General features: G+C 66.6%; 15 protein-coding genes. 7 read left to right on the plus strand and 8 right to left on the minus strand.

Going from position 1 to position 17958, the window contains the following annotated elements; translation table 11 throughout:
• Nucleotides 1-16: 16 nt before the first annotated feature.
• Nucleotides 17-898: a KPN_02809 family neutral zinc metallopeptidase gene (ypfJ, locus tag ACX5I6_RS15295; RefSeq protein WP_461841023.1), complete on the plus strand. Its 882-nt coding sequence runs from the start codon at nucleotides 17-19 to the stop codon at nucleotides 896-898.
• 178 nt (nucleotides 899-1076) lie between these two features.
• Here ypfJ and ACX5I6_RS15300 read toward each other — a convergent pair whose 3' ends face one another.
• From ACX5I6_RS15300 to ACX5I6_RS15325, 6 genes are read right to left on the minus strand one after another with little or no spacing between them, the layout of a single operon-like run.
• Nucleotides 1077-1409 carry a metal-sulfur cluster assembly factor gene (locus ACX5I6_RS15300; RefSeq protein ID WP_461841024.1) on the minus strand — a complete coding sequence of 111 codons (333 nt, stop codon included), beginning with the start codon at nucleotides 1407-1409 and terminating at the stop codon, nucleotides 1077-1079.
• Between the two features lie 12 nt (nucleotides 1410-1421).
• Complete coding sequence (sufC, locus tag ACX5I6_RS15305; RefSeq protein ID WP_109044623.1) at nucleotides 1422-2216, minus strand: Fe-S cluster assembly ATPase SufC; 795 nt, start codon at nucleotides 2214-2216, stop codon at nucleotides 1422-1424.
• A gap of 43 nt (nucleotides 2217-2259) precedes the next feature.
• The gene (locus ACX5I6_RS15310) at nucleotides 2260-2616 is read right to left on the minus strand and encodes a non-heme iron oxygenase ferredoxin subunit (protein ID WP_018761276.1); all 357 of its coding nucleotides are present in this window, start codon (nucleotides 2614-2616) and stop codon (nucleotides 2260-2262) included.
• Nucleotides 2617-2635: 19 nt separating this feature from the next.
• Nucleotides 2636-3877 (minus strand): Fe-S cluster assembly protein SufD, encoded by a 1242-nt coding sequence (sufD, locus tag ACX5I6_RS15315; RefSeq protein ID WP_461841025.1) that lies wholly within the window; start codon nucleotides 3875-3877, stop codon nucleotides 2636-2638.
• Nucleotides 3877-5340 carry a Fe-S cluster assembly protein SufB gene (sufB, locus tag ACX5I6_RS15320; RefSeq protein WP_018761274.1) on the minus strand — a complete coding sequence of 488 codons (1464 nt, stop codon included), beginning with the start codon at nucleotides 5338-5340 and terminating at the stop codon, nucleotides 3877-3879. The genes sufD and sufB overlap by 1 nt, the downstream gene beginning before the upstream one ends.
• Nucleotides 5340-6131 (minus strand): helix-turn-helix transcriptional regulator, encoded by a 792-nt coding sequence (locus tag ACX5I6_RS15325; RefSeq protein ID WP_461841026.1) that lies wholly within the window; start codon nucleotides 6129-6131, stop codon nucleotides 5340-5342. The genes sufB and ACX5I6_RS15325 overlap by 1 nt, the downstream gene beginning before the upstream one ends.
• A gap of 180 nt (nucleotides 6132-6311) precedes the next feature.
• On the opposite strand from ACX5I6_RS15325, the gene ACX5I6_RS15330 reads away from it, so the two are divergent.
• The 3 genes from ACX5I6_RS15330 to ACX5I6_RS15340 are packed head-to-tail and all read left to right on the plus strand — an operon-like array spanning nucleotide 6312 to nucleotide 8996.
• Nucleotides 6312-7280 carry an ABC transporter ATP-binding protein gene (locus ACX5I6_RS15330; protein WP_461841027.1) on the plus strand — a complete coding sequence of 323 codons (969 nt, stop codon included), beginning with the start codon at nucleotides 6312-6314 and terminating at the stop codon, nucleotides 7278-7280.
• Nucleotides 7277-8044, plus strand: a complete 768-nt coding sequence (locus ACX5I6_RS15335) for an ABC transporter permease (RefSeq protein ID WP_461841028.1) — start codon at nucleotides 7277-7279, stop codon at nucleotides 8042-8044. Before ACX5I6_RS15330 ends, ACX5I6_RS15335 begins: the two co-directional genes overlap by 4 nt.
• A gap of 7 nt (nucleotides 8045-8051) precedes the next feature.
• Entirely contained in the window at nucleotides 8052-8996 is a 945-nt protein-coding gene (locus tag ACX5I6_RS15340; RefSeq protein ID WP_461841029.1) for a COX15/CtaA family protein, read from the plus strand.
• 90 nt (nucleotides 8997-9086) lie between these two features.
• Here ACX5I6_RS15340 and ACX5I6_RS15345 read toward each other — a convergent pair whose 3' ends face one another.
• Nucleotides 9087-11354, minus strand: a complete 2268-nt coding sequence (locus ACX5I6_RS15345; RefSeq protein WP_461841030.1) for a SulP family inorganic anion transporter — start codon at nucleotides 11352-11354, stop codon at nucleotides 9087-9089.
• A gap of 223 nt (nucleotides 11355-11577) precedes the next feature.
• Nucleotides 11578-12537 (minus strand): heme o synthase, encoded by a 960-nt coding sequence (locus tag ACX5I6_RS15350; RefSeq protein WP_461841031.1) that lies wholly within the window; start codon nucleotides 12535-12537, stop codon nucleotides 11578-11580.
• Nucleotides 12538-13050: 513 nt separating this feature from the next.
• Between ACX5I6_RS15350 and tkt the strand changes: the two genes are divergently transcribed.
• Genes tkt through ACX5I6_RS15365 form a run of 3 tightly spaced genes read left to right on the plus strand, consistent with a single transcriptional unit; the run spans nucleotide 13051 to nucleotide 17947 of the window.
• Entirely contained in the window at nucleotides 13051-15168 is a 2118-nt protein-coding gene (tkt, locus tag ACX5I6_RS15355) for a transketolase (RefSeq protein ID WP_461841728.1), read from the plus strand.
• A 25-nt stretch (nucleotides 15169-15193) separates the two neighbouring features.
• Nucleotides 15194-16309: a transaldolase gene (gene tal, locus ACX5I6_RS15360; protein WP_285246032.1), complete on the plus strand. Its 1116-nt coding sequence runs from the start codon at nucleotides 15194-15196 to the stop codon at nucleotides 16307-16309.
• Nucleotides 16310-16315: 6 nt separating this feature from the next.
• On the plus strand, nucleotides 16316-17947 hold the full coding sequence (locus ACX5I6_RS15365) for a glucose-6-phosphate isomerase (protein ID WP_461841032.1): 1632 nt from the start codon (nucleotides 16316-16318) through the stop codon (nucleotides 17945-17947).
• The last annotated feature ends 11 nt before the right edge of the window (nucleotides 17948-17958 follow it).

Consider the following 17958-nt stretch of genomic DNA (forward strand, 5'->3'; position numbering starts at 1 on the left):
CGGGTATTGTGACGTTATGAGTTTCAACGACAACGCGCAGCTGGATCCGTCCCAGGTCCAGGACCGGCGGGGCATGGGCACCGGGGTCAAGGTTGGGGGCGGGATTGGCGGCGGATTAGTGCTGCTCATTGCGCTGCTGCTGGGCATCAACCCCAACCTCCTCGGCGGGTTGACCGACGGCGGGACCGCCGAACAATCCCAGGGCACCGTGCCTGCCTGTAAAACCGGCGCGGACGCGGACGCCCGCCTCGACTGCCGGATCACCGGAACCGTCAACAGCCTCAACGCCTTTTGGCCCGGCTACCTGAAGAAGTACAACGTGCAGTATCCCCGGCCCGAAGCGGTGATCTTCAGTGGCGGCACCAATACCGCCTGCGGCGCCGCGACCTCGGAGGTGGGTCCGTTCTACTGCCCCACCGACACCACCGCGTACTTCGATCCCGGATTCTTCCAGGAACTCGTGGACCGGTTTGGCTCCTCCGGCGGTCCGCTGGCGCAGGAATACGTGGTGGCCCACGAGTTTGGCCACCACATCCAGAACCTGTTGGGTGACCTGGGGCGTGCCCAGCAGGATCCGCAAGGACCGGAGTCCGGTTCCGTCCGTACCGAGCTGCAGGCTGACTGCTACGCAGGCCTGTGGGCCAAGTACGCCTCCAGCACACCGGACCCGGCCACCGGCCAGCCTTACCTGGAACCGCTCACCCAGCAGGATGTCAACGATGCCCTCTCGGCGGCCGCGTCCGTGGGTGATGACCGGATCCAGAAGGCCGCCACCGGGCGGGTCTCCCCCGAGGGCTGGACGCACGGGTCCAGCGAGGAACGCCAGCGCTGGTTTGCCCGCGGATACCAGTCCGGGGACATCAAGCAGTGCGACACGTTCAGCGCCGCCACCCTTTAACTGGGCCCACGCCTGGGCCCACGCCTGGGCCCACGCTACTGAGGGGCCCCAATCGAGCTCGCGAGGTTGGGGAGGTAGCGGGGAGGGTTCCCTGGCCGAGCGAAGCGAGGTTGGGGCCGGCAGGGACGACGGCGGGCCACCTTCCCAAGGGAAAGTGGCCCGCCGTCGTGGTACTTATTTAGATGTTGAAGCCAAGGGCCCGCATCTGGTCCTTGCCGTCGTCGGTGATCCGCTCGGGACCCCAAGGCGGCATCCATACCCAGTTCAGGCGCCAGTCGTCCACAACGCCGTCCAGGGCCTGTCCCACCTGCTCATCGAGTACATCGGTGAGCGGGCAGGCAGCAGTGGTCAGCGTCATGTCGATCAGCAGGGCGCCGTCGTCGTCGGAGTACTTGAGGCCGTACAGCAGACCCAGGTCCACCACGTTGACGCCAAGCTCAGGGTCGATGACGTCCTTGAGCGCCTCTTCGACGTCCTCCAGGGCCGTTCGGCCCGGCTTGATTTCGGTCATGACAAGTCCTTACTAGGCCTGTGCTGCGGCAGCAGCCGCGATGGTGGCTGCACCGGCGCCCGTGGCGTAACGGTCGTAGCCCTCTTCCTCGAGGCGGTCGGCCAGTTCGGGGCCGCCTTCCTCGACGACCTGGCCGTCCACGAACACGTGGACGAAGTCAGGCTTGATGTAGCGCAGGATGCGCGTGTAGTGGGTGATCAGCAGGGTGCCCATGTTGCCTTCGGCGTGGGCGCGGTTGACGCCCTCCGAGACGATCTTGAGAGCATCGACGTCCAGGCCGGAGTCAGTCTCGTCGAGGACTGCGAACTTGGGCTTGAAGAGCTCCAGCTGCAGGATCTCCACGCGCTTCTTCTCGCCGCCGGAGAAGCCTTCGTTGACGTTGCGCTGGGCGAAGTCGGCGTCGATGCGCAGCTTCTCCATCGCGGCCTTGACGTCCTTGGTCCAGGTGCGCAGGGCCGGCGCCTGGCCGTCAATGGCGGTCTTGGCGGTGCGGAGGAAGTTGGTCATCGTGACACCGGGAACCTCCACCGGGTACTGCATGGCCAGGAAGACGCCGGCGCGGGCGCGCTCGTCGACGCTCATGGCCAGGACGTCTTCGCCGTCCAGGGTGATGGTGCCGCTGGTCACGGTGTAGCGGGGGTGGCCGGCGATGGTGGATGCCAGGGTGGACTTGCCGGAGCCGTTGGGGCCCATGATGGCGTGCGTTTCGCCGGTCCTGATGGTCAGGCTGACGCCCTTCAGGATCTCCTTGGTGCCCTGCTCCGTGTCAATGCTGACGTGCAGGTCCTTGATCTCAAGAGTTGACATGCTCTTCTTTCTTCTTCGTTCGTAAGTCCAGTGCTGCGGGCGCTCAGTAGTTGTTTACTGCCGCGCCGTTCAAAACGTTGGTGACGTCCACGTAGACGTCGTCGCCATCAAGTTCGACGGCGAAGACGGGCACGGGATCGTAGGCAGGGAGCTGGAGGGGCTGGCCGCTGCGCAGGTCGAACTGGGAGCCGTGCCCCCAGCACTCGATGGCGCAGCCTTCCACGTCGCCCTCGGACAGTGAGATGTCCGCGTGCGAGCAGGTGTCGCCGATGGCGTGGATGTCGCCCATCGAGTCCCGGACGACGGCCACAGGATAGCCGTCCACCAGGATGCGCAGCGCCTGCTTGACCTTGATGTCATTGGCGCTGCACACCAGCTCGCCCTTGGGAGTCCCGTTCATGCGTTCGTGCCCGTCCGTCCTAGTAGTCGATTGCGGTGAGTTCGCGTTCCACAGCCTCGGTCAGGCGCTCTTCGAGGGCCGGAACCTTGATCTGCTGGATGATCTCGTTCAGGAAGCCGCGCACCACCAGCCGGCGGGCAACATCCTCGGGGATGCCGCGCGCCATCAGGTAGAACAGGTGCTCGTCGTCGAAGCGGCCGGTGGCACTTGCGTGGCCGGCGCCTTCGATCAGGCCGGTTTCGATCTCGAGGTTCGGAACGGAGTCCGCGCGGCAGCCCTCGGTCAGGACCAGGTTCTGGTTCTTCTCGTAGGAGTCGGTGCCTTCGGCCTGTTTCTGGATGAGGACGTCGCCAACCCAGACCGTGTGTGCGCCCTTGCCCTGCAACGCGCCCTTGTACAGGACGTTGGACTTGCAGTTGGCCACGTTGTGGTCCACGAAGGAGCGGTGCTCGAGGTGCTGGCCGGCGTCGGCGAAGTAGAGGCCCAGGAGTTCGGCCTCGGCGCCTTCACCGGCGAAGCGGACGTTGGAGTTCATTCGCACGATCTTCCCGCCGAGGGAGACGGCGATGTGCTTGTAGACCGCATCCTTGGCGACCTCGGCGTCGTGCTGGGCCAGGTGCTTGGCGTCGTCGCCCCACAGCTGCAGTGAAACGACAGTGAGGTGGGCGCCTTCGCGGACCAGGATCTCCACGTTGCCGTTGTGGTCGGCCGAGCCGTCATGTTCGATGATCACCACCGCACGGCTGTTCACCCCGGCTTCGATCACATGGTGGGAGTTCGTGCGCAGTCCCGCCCCGTTGCCGGTCAGGACGAGCCGGACGGGGGCGTCCAGCTCGGTGTTGGCCGGGATCGAGATGAGCTGGGCCTCTTCCGAGTTGGCGGAGCCGACGACGGCGGCCCGGTCGGCCGGGACCAGGGTGGCACCGCGGGGGGCCTCACCGGCGCGCAAGGTTCCCTGGCGGACAGCCTCGGGCGCTTCGACGGAGACGCCCAGGGCGCCGGCTTCCGCGGCCGTGTCGGAAAGCAGGTTCGCCAGTTCGCGCACCGGGGTGAAGCGCCATTCCTCTTCGCGGCCGTTGGGCAGCGCGAAATCGGCCACCTTGTGGCTGGTGAGGCGCTCGGCGCGGGAGGCCATGACCTGTACACCATGGCTGTGGTGGCGGTCCACCTTGGAGGCAACGAGGTGTTCGCCCTCCTCGGTGAAACCGGCGATCGACGGTGCGCCGATGCGCGCCTTTTCAGTAGTAGCTTCGGCAGTCATTAACCGACGGATCCTTCCATCTGGAGTTCGATGAGGCGGTTCAGCTCAAGGGCGTATTCCATGGGCAGTTCACGGGCGATCGGCTCAATGAAGCCGCGCACGATCATGGCCATGGCCTCGTCCTCGGGCATGCCGCGGGACATGAGGTAGAACAGCTGCTCCTCGCTGACGCGGGAGACAGTTGCCTCGTGTCCCAACTGGACATCGTCCTCGCGGATGTCGATGTACGGGTAGGTGTCAGACCGGGAGATGGTGTCCACCAGGAGCGCGTCGCAGCGCACGGTGTTGGCCGAGTGCTTGGCGCCTTCCCGGACCTGTACCAGGCCGCGGTAGGCGGCGCGGCCGCCGCCACGGGCAACGGACTTGGAGATGATGGAGCTCTTGGTGTTCGGCGCGATGTGGACCATCTTCGAACCGGTGTCCTGGTGCTGGCCTTCGCCCGCAAACGCGATGGACAGGGTTTCGCCCTTGGCGTGCTCGCCCACCAGGTAGACGGCCGGGTACTTCATGGTGACCTTGGAGCCGATGTTGCCATCGATCCATTCCATGGTGGCGCCGGCTTCGCAGATGGCGCGCTTGGTCACCAGGTTGTAGACGTTGTTCGACCAGTTCTGGATGGTGGTGTAGCGGACGCGGGCGCCCTTCTTGACGATGATTTCCACCACGGCGGAGTGCAGCGAGTCCGAGGTGTAGATCGGGGCGGTGCAGCCTTCGATGTAGTGGACGTAGGAGTCCTCGTCGGCAATGATCAGCGTTCGCTCGAACTGGCCCATGTTTTCCGTGTTGATGCGGAAGTAGGCCTGCAGCGGGATCTCGACGTGGACGCCCTTGGGCACGTACACGAAGGAGCCGCCGGACCAGACGGCGGTGTTCAGCGAGGCGAACTTGTTGTCGCCCACCGGGATAACCGTGCCGAAGTACTCCTGGAAGATCTCCGGGTGCTCTTTCAGGGCAGTATCGGTGTCCAGGAAGATAACACCCTGCCGTTCGAGGTCCTCACGCAGCTGGTGGTAGACGACCTCGGACTCGTACTGGGCGGCGACACCGGAAACAAGGCGCTGCTTTTCGGCCTCGGGGATGCCCAGCTTGTCGTACGTGTTCTTGATGTCCTCGGGCAGGTCATCCCAGGTGGCAGCCTGCTTCTCGGTGGACCGAACGAAGTACTTGATGTTGTCGAAGTCGATGCCGGACAGGTCCGCGCCCCAAGTGGGCATGGGCTTGCGGTCGAAGTACTTCAGGCCCTTAAGGCGCAGGTCAAGCATCCACTCCGGCTCGCTCTTCTTCGCCGAAATGTCCCGGACAACCTCTTCGTTGAGCCCACGGCGCGCATTGGCGCCGACATCGTTCTTGTCAGCCCAGCCGTACTCGTAGTTGCCGATGCCGTGGAGCTCGGGATTCTTTTCCAGAATCTCCGAGATCACAGTGTTTTCGGCTACTGCTTTCTCTGATAGTTGGTCCGTCATCACGGCCTTTCTTGCTGATGGTTGATTACTTCGTCCAGGCCGGCGGGGGCTGCGGCCGGCACGGGGGCCGGTTTGGCAGGCAGCCTGCCTGTAGGAATGTGGGTGGTGCAGACGTGGCCGCCGCGGGCCAGGGTGGAGAGGCGGCGGACGTCCACTCCCACCAGTCTTGAGAACACTTCGGTTTCGACGTCGCAGAAGACGGGGAAGCGGGCGGCGAGCTGCTGGATGGGGCAGTGCCCCTGGCAGAGCTGCACGCTGGACAGCGCGGCGGGCAGCGGCGCCTTCGCTTCGATGGCTGCGGCGGAAGCCACGAAATTGTCCCGGCTCAGTGCGGCCGAAAGTGCCGTGGCGCGGTCCCGGATGTCGGGGCCTGCTTCCTCGATTTCGGGTGCGTAGCGCCGCTCCATGTCCGCGAAGCGTTCTTCCGCGAAGGCGCGCACCGCGTCCGGGCCGGCGACCTTCTGCAGCTGCTGGAGGGCCAGGGCGGCAATGTCCAGGTAGTCATTGCCCAGGCTCGATTGGCCCTGTGAACTCAGGACGTAGCGTCTGGCGGGACGGCCTGCACCCGCACCGGGCTTGGCCACCCGTTTGACTTCGATGACGCCCGCGCGGGAGAGGTGGTCCAGGTGCCGGCGGACAGCCGCCGGGGTGAATCCCAGCATGTCTCCGAGTTCGGCCGCGCTGACGGGTCCGTGCTCCAGGACGGCAGCGAGCACCCGGTCACGGGTACGCTCGTCGGCATCAGCCACGGGAGCCGGCCCAGCCAAGGGCACAGCTGCAGCATTGGTCATGGAATACACAACACAATCATGTCGTAATTTAGTCCACGACTCCAGTAAGGGCAGGCTGACCTTGGCTCCTGCCGGAATGTGACCGCACGCTTCCCGTGGCACCCGGGAGTGCCGCCCGGCGCCGGAGGCGGGAGCCGCAGCAAGGACTGCACTGAATACTACATCCCGTAGAATACTGTGGTGCGATCCCCCAAGTCCCCTGTCCTGTCCATTAACGGGCTCATCAAGGACGTAGGCCCCCTGTCCAACCTGGACGGAAAGATGCTCCGGGTGGTGAGCGGCGTTTCACTCATCGCCGAGCGGGGGGAAGTGACCGCGTTGCTGGGCGCCAACGGTGCCGGCAAGACAACCACCCTCGAATGCGCCCAAGGCCTGCAGAAACGCAGCGGCGGCAGCATCTCGCTGCTCGGCCAGGACCCGGCGGCGGCCGGGGCCGCCCTTCGCGCCCGCGTCGGCGTCATGCTCCAGGATGGCGGGCTCCCGCCGTCGGCAAGGCCCCTGCCGCTGCTGCGGCACATCGCCGGCCTCTACGCCAACCCCTGGCCCCTGGAAGACCTGGTGGACAGGCTGGGCATCGATACCTTCAGCCGGACCGGCGTCCGCAGGCTTTCCGGCGGCCAAAAGCAGCGCCTTGCCCTGGCCGCCGCCCTGGTTGGCCGCCCCGAAGTACTGTTCCTCGACGAGCCAAGCGCCGGGCTGGATCCCCAGTCCCGCCAGCTGGTGTTCGACCTGATTGCCGAACTCCGCGACGGCGGCATGGGCATCATCCTCACGACCCACCTGATGGACGATGCCCAGCGCCTTGCCGATTACGTCTACATCATCGACGGCGGCCGCAACGTGGCAGAGGGAACGGTCCAGGAACTGCTGCAGCGCAGCCCGGAGGCGGACCCGGGCACCGAACACGTCCGGACCCTGGTCTTCGAGGCGCCGGCCGGCCTGGACGTGGCCGCCGTGCTGCCCGCCGGCGTCGACGTCTCCGAAGCACGCGCCGGGAGCTACACGGTGACCGGCACCCTGACACCGCGCCATCTGGCCGCCCTGGCGCAGTGGTGGGAAGCGAAAGGCATCATGCCGGCCTCGATGAGCCTTCAGGCGCGTAGCCTTGAAGACGTCTTTTTGGATATTTCGGGAAAGGACATCCGATGAGCGCCGCAGCACTGCAGGAGCACCAGCAGCCCGCTCCCCTGCTTCGCCGTGTGCTGCTGCAGGGCAAATACGAGGCGCTGACGATGCTCCGGAACGGTGAGCAGCTGATCCTTGCAGTGGTGCTTCCGCTCCTTGCCCTTGTTGGCCTGACGGTGACCCCGTTCTTGGACGGCATGGGCTCCAGCCGCGTGAACGTGGCGGTCCCCGGCATCCTTGCCCTCTGTGCGATGTCCACCGCCTTCACCGGCCAGGGCATCGCCACCGGGTTCGACCGCCGGTACGGCGTCCTGCGGTTCCTTTCCACCACGCCGCTCGGCCGCGGCGGCCTGATCGCCGGCAAGGTCCTTTCCGTCCTCGCCGTCCTCTGCCTGCAGGTGGTCGTGGTGGGCGTGGTGGCGCTGGCCCTGGGCTGGCAGCCGACGGCGGCCGGCTGGCTTCCCGGCCTGGGGTTGCTGGCGCTTGGCGCCGCAGCCTTCACGTCATTAGGGCTGCTGGTGGCCGGAACGGTGCGGCCGGAAGCGACCCTGGCCATCACCAACCTGCTGTGGATCCTTCTGGGCGCCATGGGCGGCATCGTCATCCCCGCCGAACGGCTGCCTGCCGCAGCCCAGGCCGTCATCCACTTCCTGCCCTCCGGCGCGCTCGGCGAATCCATGCGCGCCGCTTTCCTGGGCGGGGCCGTCAATGGCGGCGCCGCCCTCATCCTGCTGCTCTGGACCGTCATCGCCGGGGCCGCAGCCATCCGTTGGTTCAAGTGGAATTGAGAAAATCGTGACCACGGCTTCCCGCCTCCCCCAGCTCGCCAGCCGCCTGGCGTCCCGGCTGCCCCGCACCGTGGACGTCCGCGTCCGCCGCCTCGCTGTCGCGTCGCTGATCGGCCAGACACTCCTGGTGGTCACCGGCGGTGCCGTCCGGCTGACGGCGTCCGGACTTGGCTGCCCCACGTGGCCGCGCTGCACTTCCGATTCGCTGGTGAACACCCCGGAAATGGGCATCCACGGTTTCATCGAATTCGGGAACAGGCTACTGACGTTTGTCCTGGCCGCGGTTGCCGTGCTGTTGCTGGTTTACCTGTGGAACCTGCGGAAGGAACGCAAGGACCTCTTCCTGCTGGCCCTTGGCCTGCTGGCAAGCATCCCGGCGCAGGCCGTGATCGGCGGCATCACCGTGCTGACCAACCTCAACCCGTGGGTGGTGGGCCTGCACTTCCTGGTGTCCATGGCCCTGGTGGTGTTCTCCACCCTGCTGGTGAACCGCGCTTTCGGCCGGACCGGCCGTTTCCTGGCGGCCCGGCCGGCCGTGCTGCCCGCGGTCCTGCGCCCGGTGACGGCCGCCGTCGCCCTCTTCTCTGCCGCGGCCGTCATGCTCGGCGTGGTGGTGACCGGAGCCGGGCCGCACGCCGGCGACGCGGATGCGCCCCGCAACAACCTCGACTGGGACCTTGTGTCGCACATCCACGCCGTACCCGCCTACCTGGTGACTGCCGGCACGGTGGTGGCCCTCGTCCTGGTGGTGCGGCGGCGGATCACTGGCCCGTTCCGGACCGCCGTGCTGGCCCTCCTCGGAGTGACAGTCCTGCAGGCTGTCATCGGGTTCACGCAGTACTACAACGGCATTCCCGCGTTGCTGGTGGCGGCCCACATGCTCGGTGCCGCGCTGCTGATGGCTGCATCGACGAACGCCTGGGATATCGCCCGCTCAGGCACGGCCAAGTAGTTCAGGCAGCGCCACGAAGAAGGCGCCCCGGTCCGTCTGCGGACCGGGGCGCCTTTGCTTTATTCGCTGGCCTTGGCCCAGGTGCCCGGACTAGCCGGACGCCAATGCGCCGTCCTGCAGCCTGGACCCCAGCGCCGGGTCGAGGTCCGCTATGCCGTCCGGCGTCACTTCGAGGACCCGCGCCGTGGCAATGTCGTAGAACAGGCCCGTTGCCTGGACCTGCCCGCCGGCCAGGGCCGGCCCCGCGTGCGGATGGTTGTGGAGCTTGCCCAGCTGCACGGCCACATTGACCATCGCCAACTGGTCCACCGTGCTGTACCCGGCGGCCGCGGCCTGCCTCCCCACCGGGTGGCCAGCCAGCAGTTCGGCATGGCTTTGCCGGGCGTGCCCCAGCCAACGCCCGAACGCCGGGCCCAGGGAAGCGTGGTCCGCGCCGTCCGCCTCGGCGATCAACGCCTTCATGGCGCCACAGTTTGAATGCCCGCAGATCACCAGCGACTTCACGCCCAGGCCATTGACGGCGAAGGACAGGGCGGAATCGATCGAGGCGTCCTGGCCGTGGTTGCACGCCACGTTGCCGATGTTCCGCAGGGTGAGCAGATCGCCAGGACCACTGCTGGTAATCAGGTTGGGGTTGACGCGGGAGTCGACGCAGGCCACGAACAGGCTGTCCGGATTCTGCGCCTCGGCCAGGTCGTGTACCAGCGGACGCACCTGGTCCGCGAACCGGCGGTGATACTTGTTGATGCCCTGCAGCAGGGATTCCCTCCGCGGCGGCAGCGGCAATTCGCTGGCTTCCCCGCGCCGGGGTGAACAGTTTGCCGCTTCCCGGAACAGGGTGTTGCCGTGCTCTTCGAGATTCACGGTGCCGCCTGTGGCCTGGTGCTGGACCTGCCAGGCCAGCAGGGCTTCGCGGAACGAATGGTCCACATAGTCCGCATTCAGCTCGACGACGACGTCCGCGGCGGCGGGGATTGACTGCAGCGTCCCGGTCAGCCGCGGCAGGGCGAAGAAGCTGCAGGATCCGGCAACGGTCACCCGCCAAGGCGACGACGGAGCGGCGGGCGTGTGGGCCTGGATCGGGGCGCGAAGGACCCGCCACAGCACGCACGCGGCGGCCAGGGCGAGCCCGATCATGACGCCCTCCAGCAGGTTCAGGAAGACGACGCAGCCAAGGGTCACGGCGTAGATCAAGAGGTCACCGGTCCGCAGGCTGGTGCGGATATCGGCCACCTTGATCAGGCGGGCGCCGATGACCACCAACAGGCCGGCGAGGACCGCCAGCGGGATCAGCTGGATCAGTCCGGCGAAGAGCGCCGAGAAGGCAAGGACCCAGACGCCATGCAGCACGGCGGACGTCCGTGTGGCCGCGCCGGCCTCCACGTTGGTGGCGCTGCGGACGATCACACCCGTGACGGGCAGGCCGCCCAGTGATCCGGAGACGATGTTTGCGGCGCCTTGGCCGACGAGTTCCTTGTTGAGGTTGGTGCGCGGGCCGGTGTGCATTTTGTCCACTGCAACCGCGGAAAGGAGGGATTCGATGCTCGCGATCAGGGCCATGGTCAGGACTGCGAAGGCGAAGGCCCGCCAGTTTCCGTCGGGAAGCTGCGGCAGCGCGATCGCGTCGATTATCGACCCGTCGAGGGAGATCCGTTCCACCCCCGGGGCAAAGGCGACCGCCAGCGCGGTGCCGGCGGCAACTGCCGCCAGCGGGCCTGGCACCCGGCGGACAATGGCGGGAAGGAACCGCCAGCACAGCAGGATCACGATGACCGCCAGGCCCAGCAGGGCGGCATGCAGTTCCAGGTTGGTGATGGCGGCAGGCAGTCCTGCGAGGTTTTCAAGCGCGGAGCCCGCAGGCTGCGATCCCAGAAGGACGTGCAGCTGCTGCAGGATGATGGTGACGCCGATGCCGGCGAGCATGGCTTTGACCACCACGGGGGAAACGGCCAGGGCTGCCCGGCCGACGCGGCTGATGCCCAGCAGCAGCTGCACGACGCCGGCGGCTACCGTGATGGCGCACGTCACCTGCCAGCCGAATTCCTGGACCAGGCCGGCCACGACCACGGTCAGCCCGGCGGCGGGGCCACTCACCTGGAGCGGTGAGCCGCCAAGGCTGCCGGCCACGATGCCGCCGATGGCGGCTGCGATCAATCCCGCCATGATCGGGGCGCCGGACGCCGCCGCGATGCCAAGCGAGAGCGGGAGCGCGACGAGGAACACCACCAGGGACGCGGGGACGTCGGCGCCGAGATGGGAGGCAAACCCGGGGATTCCGGGTTTTTTCCGAAGCGGGTTACTGTTTCCGCCCGGTGGGCTGTGGCTGGGCGCGGGGACGGCTGTGGGGCGGGCTTCCATGGGCTGATTCCTTTGCTTGCGGGAAGGGTCCAGTCCACCGTAAGCAGCTGGTCATGTTCAATGACAGTTAACGTGACAGATATGACAAAGATGTCATATCGTTCGCCAAGGCAACGAAGCGCCGATTTGCTTTCACGCCTGCGGCCCCAACAAAGCTCAACAACAAAGACGGCGGCCCCCACCTTGAGGTGGGGGCCGCCGGAAGCTTGGTACGGCGGTTCAGCTAGCCGCCTGCCACCGCCCGGCCGATGAAGGGATCGACGGCAAGGGCGATGAAGAGCAGGGTCAGGTAGCTGATGGAGCCATGGAACACCTTCATGGCCCGCTTGTCGGAGATGTCCTCCCGCTGCGCGCGGGCATACAGGGCATGGGACTCATAAAGGAACCAGGCGCCCGCCAGGACCGCCGTGGCCGTGTAGACCCAACCGGCGCCGCCCGCGGGAATCAACAGCAGCGAGCAGGCAACCATGGCCCAGGCATAGAGGACAACCTGGACGGAAACCACCTTGGCGCCGGCGATGGCGCCAAGCATCGGGACATTGGCGTTGCGGTAGTCCTCGCCGTAGCGCATTGACAGCGGCCAGTAGTGCGGCGGTGTCCACAGGAAAATCACCATGAAGAGAATGACCGCCGGCCACTCCACCGAATTGGTCACCGCAGCCCAGGCAATCAGGACCGGAAAGCACCCTGCGGCGCCGCCCCACACAATGTTCTGTGCGGTACGGCGCTTCAGGATCATGGTGTAGACCACCACGTAGAAGAAGATGGCGCCCAGGCCGAGCCAGGCCGACAGCGGGTTGGCACCAAACCAGAGGATCACGATCGCCGCCGCACCCAGCAGCCATGAGAAGACCAGCGCTTCGCGGGGCGTGACTTCGCCCGTCACCAGCGGCCGGTTTTCGGTGCGGTGCATCAGCTTGTCGATATCCCGGTCGATGTAGCAGTTGAATGCCCCGGCACTTCCGGCGGCGAAGGCGCCCCCCACCAGGGTGGCAAGGATCAGGCCGATGGACGGGAAGCCCCGCTCGGCATAGATCATGGTGGGCAGGGTGCTCACCAGGAGCAGTTCGATCACGCGGGGCTTGGTGAGGGCGAGATACGCCTTTGCCTTGCGGGCAAACCCGGAGCCTGAGGCCCGGGATGCGTTTAGCGGCGTATCTGTTGTGCTCACGGTGGCAGTCACCCGTTCTGTGTGGCAGTTGAGGCTGGCTGTGCAGCTCCGGTCGTGCGGCCCCGCCCCGGGCATGGCACGACGAAAGGAAATTGCCATCTGCCTGCAGCTGCCGGGAAACTCCGGCGGCGTTGGTGCCCACCGGTGTCGGCCTCCAAATATCATACCGTGCCGGCACCCCCACCCGGGGCCCGCCGTATACGCAGTTGATCGCTCGCAGGCCCATTCGAGCAGATTAACTCAGCCTTCCGCCGGAGCCTTTCACAAAAGGGGAAATTGCGTCCAAAACGTGAGATTCGGGCCGCCCGGACTATGGATAAGAGCTAAGCTGTCACCAGATCAGCACGCAGCAAGAAAGCGGTGGAAAACGCGTTCCCATTCGCTGTTCGTGACTGAAAGCAAAGATCAACGTTTCGATGGTGAACGGCTGGTACACACCAAAGCGGCGCCACAGAGCGCGCCCTTAGCCGGATCCGGTGTACCACTGCCACCAGCACAGAGAGGGGCCCGGTTTTCGTGCCACATTTGGAAGAGCAAGAACTGTCATGGACCAGCCTGGACCAGCGCGCCGTGGATACTATCCGCGTGCTGGCAGCGGATGCCGTAGAGAAGGTGGGCAACGGCCACCCGGGTACGGCAATGAGCCTGGCCCCGGCCGCGTACCTTCTTTTCCAGAAGCTGATGCGCCACGATCCGCGTGATCCGCACTGGCTGGGCCGCGACCGCTTTATCCTTTCCCCCGGCCACACCTCCCTCACGCTCTACATCCAGCTGTTCCTTTCCGGCTATGGCCTGGAACTGAAGGACCTGGAGGCGCTGCGCACCTGGGGTTCACTCACCCCGGGGCACCCTGAGTACAAGCACACGGCCGGCGTGGAAATCACTACCGGCCCGCTGGGCCAGGGCCTGGCGTCCTCCGTGGGCTTTGCCTACTCCCAGCGCCGCCAGCGCGGCCTGTTTGACGCCGATGCTCCCGCGGGTGAATCGCCGTTCGACCACACCATCTGGGTTATCGCCTCCGACGGCGACCTCCAGGAAGGCGTCACCTCCGAGGCGTCCTCGCTGGCCGGCCACCAGGAGCTCGGCAACCTGGTAGTGATCTACGACGAGAACCACATTTCCATTGAGGACGACACGGACATCGCCTTCACCGAGGATGTCCTGAAGCGCTATGAGGCCTACGGCTGGCACACCCAGCGCGTGGACTGGACCCGCACGGGCGAATACAAGGAAGACGTCCAGGAGCTCTACTCGGCCCTGCTCGCCGCGAAGGCCGAAACCTCCAAGCCGTCCATCATCTCGCTGCGCACCATCATCGGCTACCCGGCACCCAAGAAGCAGAACACCGGCAAGATCCACGGCTCGGCCCTGGGCGCCGAGGAAGTCGCCGCACTCAAGGAAGTTCTGGGCTTCGACCCCGCCAAGTCCTTCGATGTGGACCAGGAAGTGCTCGAACACGCCCGCTCCGTGGTTGAACGCGGCGCTGCCGAACACAAGGAATGGGAAGAGTCGTTTAACGCCTGGCAGGCAGCCAACCCGGAAGGGGCAGCTCTGCTGCAGCGCATCGAAGCCCGCGAACTTCCCGAAGGCATCGACGACGCCCTGCCGGTGTTCCCCGCAGGCAAAGACGTTTCCACCCGCGCGGCTTCCGGCAAGGTCCTCAATGCGCTGGGTCCGGTCCTGCCCGAACTCTGGGGCGGCTCCGCCGACCTGGCAGAGTCCAACAACACCACCATCGAGGGCTCGCCGTCCTTCGTGCCGGCCTCCAAGCAGACCGACGCCTGGTCCGGCAACCCGTACGGCCGGGTGCTGCACTTCGGCATCCGCGAGCACGCTGCCGCGTCGATCGTCAACGGCATCAGCCTGGCAGGAAACACCCGGGCATTCTCGGGCACCTTCCTGATCTTCAGCGACTACCAGCGGCCCGCCATCCGCCTCGGCGCCCTGATGGGTGTGCCGTCCCTGTATGTCTGGACGCACGACTCCATCGGCTTGGGCGAGGACGGCCCCACCCACCAGCCGGTGGAACAGCTGGCCTCACTGCGCGCCATCGTGGGACTGGACGTGGTCCGCCCCGGCGACGCCAACGAGGTTGCCGCCGCCTGGAAGACCATGCTGGAAAACCACGCCAACCCGGCTGGCATTGTCCTGACCCGCCAGAACATCCCGACGTGGGAACGCGGTACGGGCGACGCCGAGGGCGACACCTTCGGTTCCACCGCCGGTGTTGCGAAGGGCGGCTACGTCCTGGCCGAGGCTTCGAAAGACGGTGCCACGGTACCTGCCGACGTGATCCTCATTGCCACCGGTTCCGAGGTCCAGCTGGCCGTCCAGGCCCGCGAAGCGCTGCAGGCCGACGGCATCGCCGCCCGCGTTGTCTCCATGCCGTGCGTCGAGTGGTTCAAGAAGCAGGATGCCGCCTACCGCGAATCCGTCCTGCCGGCCGCCGTCAAGGCTCGCGTCTCGGTGGAAGCCGGCCTGGCCCTGGGCTGGCGGGAATTCGTCGGCGACGCCGGCCGTTCCATCAGCCTCGAGCACTACGGCGCTTCCGCCGACTACAAGCGCCTTTTCCAGGAGTTCGGCATCACGGCAGAAGCAGTCGCCGCCGCCGCCAAGGACTCCCTCTCCAGCCTCCAGGGCTAAACCTCATCTTTTAGGAGATACAGAAATGACTACTCCCACCCAGCAGCTCTCCGACGCCGGAGTCTCCATCTGGCTCGACGACCTCTCCCGCAAGCGCCTGGAAACCGGCACCCTGCGCAAGCTCATCGAGGAAAAGAACGTGGTTGGCGTGACCACCAACCCGTCCATCTTCCACGCAGCCATCACCTCCGGCACTGACTACGACGCCACCATCGCAGCCCAGGCCGCGGCCGGCGCCAGCGTCGAGGAAACGATCTTCGAGATCACCACCACCGACGTCGCCGACGCCTGCGACCTCTTCGCCCCGGTGGCGGCAGCCACCAAGGGCGTCGACGGCCGCGTGTCCATCGAGGTCGACCCCCGCCTGGCCTGGGACACCGCAGGCACCATCGCCGAGGCCAAGCACCTCTACCAGCGGGTCAACAAGGACAACGTCCACATCAAGATCCCGGCAACCCTGGAGGGCCTCGAGGCCATCACCGCCACCCTGGCCGAGGGCATCAGCGTCAACGTAACGCTGATCTTCTCGCTGGAGCGCTACCGCGCGGTCATCAACGCCTTCCAGTCCGGCCTTGAGCAGGCCAAGGAGAACGGCCACGACCTCGCCAAGATCCACTCCGTGGCCTCGTTTTTCGTCTCCCGGGTGGACACCGAGATCGACAAGCGCCTGGACAACATCGGCACCGACGAAGCCAAGGCTTTGAAGGGGAAGGCCGGCGTTGCCAACGCCCGCCTGGCCTACCAGGTCTACGAGGAACTCTTCTCCACTGAGCGGTGGGCACTGCTCGCCGGGGCCGGGGCACTCCCCCAGCGCCCCCTGTGGGCCTCCACCGGCGTGAAGGACCCGGCCTACCCCGACACCCTCTACGTCACCGAACTCGTCGCTCCCGGCGTCGTCAACACCATGCCGGAGAAGACCCTGGACGCTACCTTCGACCACGGCGTGGTCACCGGTGACACCGTCACCGGCACGTACGCCGAGGCGAACGCCACCCTCGACGCCCTGGAAAAGCTCGGCATCTCCTACAACGATGTCGTCGCCCTGCTCGAAACCGAAGGCCTGGACAAGTTCGTGGCCAGCTGGAAGGAACTGCTGGCCGACGTCGAAGGTGCCCTCGCCTCTGCACGGAAGGCCTCCTAACACACAATGAGCACACTCAGCTTCGACGCCACCGGCGCTGCACAGCAAGCCCTGGACCAGCACCTTCCCGCCTTGGTGAATGACCGGATCGCCACCCGGATCTTCGCGAAGGACCACACCCTGTGGGGTCCTGATGCCGAGTCCGAGTCGGCCATCCGCCTCGGCTGGGTGGAGGCGGCCACCGTTTCACAACCCTTGGTCAAGGACATCCTGGAACTCCGCGACGCCCTGCGCGCCGAGGGCGTCACCCGGATCGTGCTTTGCGGCATGGGCGGATCCTCGCTGGCCCCCGAGGTCATCGCAGGCACGGCCGGCGTCGAGCTGACGGTGCTGGACAGTACGGACCCCGACCAGGTCCGTACTGCCCTCGAGGACCGGCTGGCCGAGACCGCAATCGTGGTCTCGTCCAAGTCCGGTTCCACCCTGGAAACCGACTCGCAGCGCCGCATCTTCGAGCAGGCCTTCACCGAGGCCGGCCTGGACGCCAAGAGCCGGATCATCATCGTGACCGATCCCGGTTCGCCGCTGGACAAGTCGTCCCGCGAAACCGGGTACCGCGCGGTGTTCAACGCCGATCCCAACGTCGGCGGACGCTACTCGGCGCTGACGGCGTTCGGCCTGGTGCCCTCAGGCCTGGCCGGAGTGGATATCCAGGCCTTCCTGGATGAGGCCGAGGAAGCCGCCGAGGTCCTCAATGACGACGCCCCCGAAAACATCGGCCTTGCCCTGGGCGCCGCCCTCGGCGGGACCAGCCCGCTGCGGAACAAGATCGTGATCGCCGAGGACGGCTCCGGCATCGTTGGCTTCGCCGACTGGGCCGAGCAGCTCATCGCTGAATCGACGGGCAAGCTGGGGACGGGCATCCTGCCGGTCGTCGCGGGACCCAACGCGCCCGAGGTAACCTCCGGCGCGCCCGACGTCCTGGTGGTGCGGCTGGTAGCCGCGGATGCCGACGTCGAACTCGGAGACAACCAGGTGGCCATCGCCGGAGGCCTCGCCACCCAGATGATGGTGTGGGAGTTCGCCACCGCCGTTGCGGGCCGGCTGCTGGGCATCAACCCCTTCGACCAGCCTGACGTGGAAGCCGCCAAGGTGGCTGCCCGGGGGCTGCTGGATGCCCAGCCGGAGCCGACCCCTGCCGCTTTCGTGGACGGTGCCATCGAGGTCCGGGGCGGCGACTGGCTCGGCGCCGCCACCACCGCCGCCGAAGCCGTCAAAGCACTCCTTGGGACGCTCGCTGCCGACAGCTACCTGAGCGTCCAGGCGTACTTCGACCGCCTGGCCTTTGCCGGCCTCGAAGGAATCCGTGACGAGCTCGCTGCGGCTTCCGGCCGGCCGGTGACCTTCGGCTGGGGCCCGCGCTTCCTGCACTCCACCGGGCAGTTCCACAAGGGCGGCCCCGCGATCGGCGTGTTCCTGCAGGTCACCGCTGCTGCGGCCGAGGACCTCGCGATCCCGGACCGGCCGTTCAGCTTCGGCGAGCTCATTGCCGCCCAGGCTGCAGGCGACGCCCAGGTCCTGGGCCAGCACGGCCGGCCCGTGCTGCGCCTCCACCTCACCGACCGTGCCGCCGGTGTGACGCAGCTGCAGGACCTTGTCGCTGCGCTGTCCACCCGCGCATCCGCAACCGAGAGCTAAGGCGCAGAAGC

The sequence above is a fragment of the Arthrobacter sp. MMS24-T111 genome, assembly GCF_054888995.1.

Excerpts from the sequence above, each read along its gene's own strand:
- ACX5I6_RS15335 (WP_461841028.1), top strand. The coding sequence starts at position 7,277 with ATGAGCGCCGCAGCACTGCAGGAGCACCAGCAGCCCGCTCCCCTGCTT.
- ACX5I6_RS15300 (WP_461841024.1), bottom strand. The coding sequence starts at position 1,409 with ATGACCGAAATCAAGCCGGGCCGAACGGCCCTGGAGGACGTCGAAGAG.
- sufC (WP_109044623.1), bottom strand. The coding sequence starts at position 2,216 with ATGTCAACTCTTGAGATCAAGGACCTGCACGTCAGCATTGACACGGAG.
- tal (WP_285246032.1), top strand. The coding sequence starts at position 15,194 with ATGACTACTCCCACCCAGCAGCTCTCCGACGCCGGAGTCTCCATCTGG.
- ACX5I6_RS15325 (WP_461841026.1), bottom strand. The coding sequence starts at position 6,131 with ATGACCAATGCTGCAGCTGTGCCCTTGGCTGGGCCGGCTCCCGTGGCT.
- ACX5I6_RS15345 (WP_461841030.1), bottom strand. The coding sequence starts at position 11,354 with ATGGAAGCCCGCCCCACAGCCGTCCCCGCGCCCAGCCACAGCCCACCG.
- ACX5I6_RS15365 (WP_461841032.1), top strand. The coding sequence starts at position 16,316 with ATGAGCACACTCAGCTTCGACGCCACCGGCGCTGCACAGCAAGCCCTG.
- sufB (WP_018761274.1), bottom strand. The coding sequence starts at position 5,340 with ATGACGGACCAACTATCAGAGAAAGCAGTAGCCGAAAACACTGTGATC.
- sufD (WP_461841025.1), bottom strand. The coding sequence starts at position 3,877 with ATGACTGCCGAAGCTACTACTGAAAAGGCGCGCATCGGCGCACCGTCG.
- ypfJ (WP_461841023.1), top strand. The coding sequence starts at position 17 with ATGAGTTTCAACGACAACGCGCAGCTGGATCCGTCCCAGGTCCAGGAC.
- ACX5I6_RS15310 (WP_018761276.1), bottom strand. The coding sequence starts at position 2,616 with ATGAACGGGACTCCCAAGGGCGAGCTGGTGTGCAGCGCCAATGACATC.